Here is a 6,120-nt window from a genome sequence, read left to right on the forward strand (position 1 = left end):
TAAAGGCCGCCGTCGTTTTTTGACGGTCGCGACCGGAGTCGTTGGTGGTGCCGGAGCGGTGGGTGTCGCCGTTCCTTTTATCGCATCATGGAATCCGAGCGCGAGGGCAAAGAACGCCGGGGCACCGGTCGAAGTTAACATCGCGAAAGCAGAACCGGGTCAAATGATTCGTGTTAAATGGCGAGGTAAGCCCGTCTGGGTTGTTCGCCGTTCAACTGAAATGCTCGATGGTCTTAAGACTCATGAAGATCGTCTGCGCGACCCTAATTCTGAAGAGCCACAACAACCTTCATATGCAGCGAACGAATATCGTTCAATTAAAAAAGAATTTTTCGTTGCTGTAGGTATCTGTACCCACTTAGGTTGTTCTCCGAGCTACTTACCTAAAGAAATGGAAGAGCACGTAGAAGGTGTTGAGTCAGGATTCTTCTGTCCGTGTCACGGTTCGACCTATGATATCGCTGGACGTGTTTTCCAGGGTGTTCCGGCACCATTAAATTTGGTTGTGCCGCCACATTATTACGTTGACGACAACACGATCTTGGTCGGCGAAGATAAGGGGCAAGCATAATGGCTAATAAATTCGTTGAGTGGATCGATGCACGTATTCCAATGACCAAAACTTGGAATATCCACCTTGCACAGTATCCTGCTCCGAAAAACTTTAACTTCTGGTACTTATTCGGCGTTCTAGCGATGTTGGTATTGGTCAACCAAATCCTAACGGGCGTTTGGTTAACCATGAACTACGTGCCGAGTGCTGAGGGTGCGTTCGCATCAGTCGAATACATCATGCGTGATGTCGAATACGGCTGGCTGCTCCGATACATGCATTCAACCGGGGCGTCCGCGTTTTTCATCGTAGTTTATCTGCACATGTTCCGCGGCATGCTTTACGGCTCCTACCAAAAACCACGTGAATTACTGTGGTTGTTCGGTATGTTTATCTTCTTAGTACTAATGGCTGAGGCCTTCATGGGTTACTTGCTACCTTGGGGTCAGATGTCGTACTGGGGGGCTCAGGTAATCATCTCCTTGTTTGGTGCGATTCCAGTCATCGGCGATGATTTGACACTATGGATCCGCGGTGACTACGTGATTTCGGGCGCAACCCTGAACCGCTTCTTCGCGCTTCATGTTATCGCGTTGCCGTTAGTGCTTGTAATCCTTGTGTTCTTGCACATTATCGCACTGCACGAAGTGGGTTCTAATAACCCAGACGGTGTGCCGATTAAAAAGCCGAAAGGCTCAGTGCCTGATGAAGAAAAACCGAAATTCAAGTTCCACGAGCGTTTCACTAAGAAATACGACATTGTGGATGCGATTCCGTTCTACCCTTACTACATCGTTAAAGATTTAGTTGGTATCGGTATTTTCTTATTCTTGTTCTGTTATGTGATCTTCTTTATGCCTGAGATGGGCGGCTTCTTCCTTGAGCCACCAAACTTTGAGCCGGCAAACCCGTTGAAGACACCAGAACACATTGCACCGGTTTGGTACTTCACACCGTTCTACGCGATTTTGCGCGCGGTTCCTGACAAACTATTCGGCGTAATTCTAATGTTCGCATCAATTGTGCTACTGGCACTATTGCCTTGGTTAGATCGTGGACGCGTACGTTCAATTCGCTATCGCTCGGTCTTACACAAGTTGAACTTGGCGGTATTCTCGGTCAGCTTCCTGGTACTGGGCTACTTGGGTACGCAACCGGCTACGCCAACAGCAACAGTGTTTGCACAGATCTTTACGTTCTTATACTTCGCCTTCTTCGTATTGCTGTTCTTCTACAGTAAGCGTGAGAAGACCAAGCCGGTACCAGAAAGGGTGACGTCATAATGAAAAAATTACTAATCGCTCTTGCTACACTTATCCCGTCGCTCGTATTTGCGGCGGGACCCACTGTGCCGCTTGACGAAGCAAAAGTTGATTTGCACGACAAAGCGTCATTACAGCGTGGTGCACAGTTGTTCATGAACTACTGCTTAGGCTGTCATTCACTCGAGTACGCGCGGTACAACCGTATGTTTGAGGACTTGGGCATTCCTGAGGAAGTCGGTCAGAAAAACTTGCAGTTTACAGGTGACAAAGCGGGTGACCTTATCACCAATAATATGTCTCCTGAAAAAGCTGGTGCTTGGTTTGGTAATCCGCCGCCTGACTTGACCAACGTAGCTCGCGTGCGCGGTCCAGACTGGATTTATACCTATTTACGTTCGTTCTATCGCGATGATAGTCGTCCGTTTGGTGTTAACAACACGGTGTTCCCAAATGTGGGTATGCCGCACGTACTACAAGAGTTACAAGGCTTGCCAGAGAAAACCTATGAAGAGCGCCGTATCGATGGCGAAATGCAAAAGGTTTATGTTGGTCTTAAGACCGATGGCAAAGGCCGTTTAACCGAAAGCGAATACGATCAAGCGATGCTCGACCTGACTTCGTTCTTGGTCTATATGGGTGAGCCAATGAAACTTGAACAACGCCGTATGGGCTGGTTCGTATTTGGTTTCTTATTGGTGTTCACCATTTTAGCTTGGTTGCTGAAGAAAGAGTTCTGGAAAGATCTTAAGTAAGCAGTATTCGAGCTCAGTAGAAAAGGGTGGCTTGCCACCCTTTTGCTGTTGAAATTATCTGGAGAAATACATGGCGGTTGCAGCAAATAAGCGTTCAGTGATGACGTTATATTCCAGCAAGAACGATCTGAAGAGCCACCAAGTTCGCTTGGTACTAGCAGAGAAAGGTGTCGGGGTAGAAATTAGTTTTGTCAGTGGCGATGAGCGCCCTGAAGATTTAATGCAGTTAAATCCTTATCCGGACGCGACACCCACTTTAGTGGATCGTGAGCTTGTTCTTTATAACGCTCACATCATTATGGAATATCTCGATGAGCGTTTTCCGCATCCGCCATTGATGCCTGTTTACCCCGTAGCACGAGGTACAAGCCGTTTAATGATGCACCGCATCGAACGTGACTGGTATACCTTAGCGGACAAAATCATGGCGGGAGATAACCAAGCACGCCAAGAACTGCGTGAAGGGATTTTATCTTTAGCACCGATCTTTGCTGATACTCCTTACTTCATGAGTGAAGAGTTCAGTTTAGTCGATTGTTATTTGGCCCCGCTATTATGGCGCCTGCCAAGCTACGGTATTGAGCTGACAGGGCAAGGCGCAAAAGACGTAAAAGCTTACATGGTCCGAGTTTTTGAACGCAAAACGTTTCAAGAGTCACTGACCGATGTTGAGCGAGAAATCGCGCGTCTTTAATTCTTTTAACCTTCGATTGGAGCGGTTATGGAATTAAGTGATATGACAGCAAAGCGTCCCTATCTAATGAGGGCGCTTTATGACTGGATCGTCGACAACCAACTGACGCCTCATTTGGTAGTTGATGCGACTATCGTTGGCACAAAAGTGCCGCAGCAGTTTGTTCAAGATGGACAAATCGTGTTGAATATTTCACCGACTGCCGTAGTCGGTTTGCAACTCATGGATACGGAAGTACGCTTCAATGCACGTTTCGGTGGTCAACCCATGGAAGTCATCGTGCCGATGACCGCAGCATTAGCGATTTATGCCCGAGAAAACGGCGCAGGCGCAATGTTTGAAGCCGAACCTCAGTTAGATAAAATGCCACAAGCTGAAGAATCTGAGGAGACACCTTCGGTGTCCTTGGATACAGTGGAAGGCAATAAACCTGAGCAATCCTCGAGTAAGAGTTCGAGCAAGAAGAAGCCGAACTTAAAAGTTATAAAATAACTATCGTCATGAGTAGAGCGCCTAACGCGCTCTACTAAATGCTTTCACCACTTTCTGCACACCATCAATATTCCGCGCAATTTCAACCGCTCTGTCAGCTGCCGAATCGTTAACGATACCAAGTAAGAACACTTCGCCGTTTTCGGTAACGACTTTTACGTCGGTCGCGTCTACTTCATCGTCGGCAATGAGTTTCATACGGACACGGCTTGAAATCCACGTATCACTCGCCTGAGTGGCTATGCCTGCTTTGCTAGCTAAACGAATTTGATTGAAAATACGCTCAATACCGTTAGTATCCGAAATCACTTCCTCTGCACGAGCTCGTTGTGCATCGGTGTCGACTTGGCCCACGAGCAGTACCTGCTTACCATAGCTCACTACCCGGATGCGATAATCTTCCAATTGTTTATCATTACCTAGTTTGGCGTTCGCTTTCATCTCTATTGCTTGGTCATCTAGTTGCGTACCTAAGGTGCGCGGATCGGTTGCGGATGATACACCGACCGCGGCCGCGCCAACGGCTACAGCTGCACATCCTTGTAGCAACGGGACCGAAAGCCCAGCGATAAGTAACCAACGAATAGTATGTGTATGACGACTCATATCAATCGTGCTCCTGAGGGAAAATTGTATTCTCAACCAATTCACTTATACACTGACTGATTAACAGTTGTTGCTCGAGTACGCGCGATTCGTTTAACGACGGAATCTGCAACTCCAAATCATTGGCACCGAGCAATCCTGAAACCATATCATTCTGTTGACCCGTAATCGCTACCATAATCATGTTGCGACTGAGCGCAGTTTCCATAGTTTCGATAAGCGCTGAGTCATCACTCTCACGTGTCGCAAAAACTAATAGCAGGTCGCCTGCTTGAGCAAGCGAGGCAACTTGCGCTTGAGCATACTGATTTAGTGCAATAACGGGGAACGCGGGGCGTTCAATCTTATAACCGATATTCATCACGCGTGCGAAGTGCTCAGCTAGCATATGGCTAGCGCCGCTGCCGCAGACGAATAAACGTTGCCCGGCGAGCAAACTGTTGACCAACAGCTCTACACAATCTTCAATATGTTCTGAAAGGCTTTCAATAGCAGAAATCTGCGTTTGAATACTTTCAGTAAATAGCGCCTTAATACGTTCTTCGTTCATGCTAAAAAGCGTCCTTGTACCATTCAATCGTAACCTGGCTATCATTTATTGTAATAATATCAAAGCGCATCTTTGCGAGGTACTCATTTACTTGTTGTTCAACTAAAAAGTACTGCGCGGCGCGTCTGATGCGTTGACACTGACGCGTAGTAATTTGTTCTAAAATTGAGGCAAACTCGCTATTTTTACGTCGTTTAACCTCGACAAATATCCAGGTATCGCGTTGGCGACAAATGATATCAATTTCACCGCAGGGTACACGGTAATTGTGTTGCACAATATTGAGCCCATGCTTGCGTAAGAAACGACTCGCTTGCGACTCTCCTTCAATTCCACGTTTTCTGGTAGACATTAGGGCTTGATAACGTTGACCTCTGATGGCGTCAATTTAGCCCAACTCATCTGACGATGAATATTATTTAAATGTATGGAAAGTCGGCCTGTCATCCCGCTGATGGACTTTCCACGCATCCAGCGTAACGAGTCGATCTGCTCCAATACCGTAAGGCTATCGTGTCCCATTGCTACTAACCGCGCATCGTTTAAATCCGCATTAGCGTGTAGCTTCAACCAGGTGTTGATGGCAAACGGTTGCTGGTTAGGCAACAAAATAGGCGCTTCGGTAAATACAATACCGCGTAGGTCGTTGTCCCCTGTTTGATTAGTTACACGGTGAATGGCTGAACTGGCAAACACATCGGCGGGCGGTGCGAAGGGCGACAGGTTCACATCAATAAAGGGCTTAAGAAGTCGGGCTTGTTCTAGATTACCTGCAATGTATATCGCATCGACGTCGCTACGACTGCGCTCTTGCGCATCGACGATAATCTTACCTGCTGCAATCTTTACATTTCTAATACGCTCCGCGCTCGCTGCGACGCCTAACGCATGTTCAACAGCGGACTGCATTTCTTCAGTGCTACTATACCAACTGCTTTCAACCGTCCGTTCACTATCTGTCGGCCAACTGCGTTTGTAGGCATTGACCATTTTAGTACCAGCACCGCTTTTGGCCGCAAAAATGATACTGCTGAGTTTCGCTGTTTCTGAAATGTAGTCAGCCGCTTGTGCCGCTTCTGTTTCACTATCTAATGCGAAGGTCACATGACCACTCGGAATAATGACATCATCGGGCAATTCAGGCTGGTTTAAGTAAACTTGTGTAACGCCGAGCATCGGTTGTTGAACCCAAGCATTGACATGTTTTT

Annotated in this window: 9 protein-coding genes; 5 read left to right on the forward strand and 4 right to left on the reverse strand. The window is 47.2% G+C overall.

The genetic code is table 11. The features are described 5' to 3' along the window. The 5 genes from petA to B2X00_RS11840 form a co-directional block, all read left to right on the forward strand. Positions 1–571: ubiquinol-cytochrome c reductase iron-sulfur subunit (gene petA / locus B2X00_RS11820; RefSeq protein ID WP_290487836.1), on the forward strand; the 571-nt coding region annotated here is incomplete at its 5' end. After that, positions 571–1,836 carry a cytochrome b gene (locus B2X00_RS11825; protein WP_071463063.1) on the forward strand — a complete coding sequence of 422 codons (1,266 nt, stop codon included), beginning with the start codon at positions 571–573 and terminating at the stop codon, positions 1,834–1,836. The genes petA and B2X00_RS11825, both read left to right, overlap by 1 nt. Further along, entirely contained in the window at positions 1,836–2,570 is a 735-nt protein-coding gene (locus B2X00_RS11830) for a cytochrome c1 (RefSeq protein ID WP_290487837.1), read from the forward strand. Before B2X00_RS11825 ends, B2X00_RS11830 begins: the two co-directional genes overlap by 1 nt. Before the next feature lie 70 nt (positions 2,571–2,640). Beyond that, a complete protein-coding gene (sspA, locus tag B2X00_RS11835) occupies positions 2,641–3,264 on the forward strand; it encodes a stringent starvation protein SspA (RefSeq protein WP_071463065.1) in 624 nt (207 codons plus the stop codon). Positions 3,265–3,306: 42 nt separating this feature from the next. Further along, entirely contained in the window at positions 3,307–3,756 is a 450-nt protein-coding gene (locus B2X00_RS11840) for a ClpXP protease specificity-enhancing factor (RefSeq protein ID WP_290487842.1), read from the forward strand. A gap of 21 nt (positions 3,757–3,777) precedes the next feature. Here the strand turns inward: B2X00_RS11840 and dolP are convergent, their stop codons facing one another. From dolP to B2X00_RS11860, 4 genes are all read right to left on the reverse strand, one after another. After that, a complete protein-coding gene (dolP, locus tag B2X00_RS11845) occupies positions 3,778–4,362 on the reverse strand; it encodes a division/outer membrane stress-associated lipid-binding lipoprotein (RefSeq protein WP_290487838.1) in 585 nt (194 codons plus the stop codon). A 1-nt stretch (position 4,363) separates the two neighbouring features. After that, positions 4,364–4,912 (reverse strand): SIS domain-containing protein, encoded by a 549-nt coding sequence (locus B2X00_RS11850; RefSeq protein WP_290487839.1) that lies wholly within the window; start codon positions 4,910–4,912, stop codon positions 4,364–4,366. A gap of 1 nt (position 4,913) precedes the next feature. Beyond that, a complete protein-coding gene (locus tag B2X00_RS11855; protein WP_290487840.1) occupies positions 4,914–5,264 on the reverse strand; it encodes a YraN family protein in 351 nt (116 codons plus the stop codon). Next, positions 5,264–6,120 (reverse strand): penicillin-binding protein activator (locus B2X00_RS11860; protein ID WP_290487841.1); only part of this gene is annotated, 857 nt, incomplete at its 5' end. The genes B2X00_RS11855 and B2X00_RS11860, both read right to left, overlap by 1 nt.

This window comes from Idiomarina sp. UBA3162 (assembly GCF_002364475.1).
Taxonomy (GTDB): Bacteria; Pseudomonadota; Gammaproteobacteria; order Enterobacterales; family Alteromonadaceae; genus Idiomarina.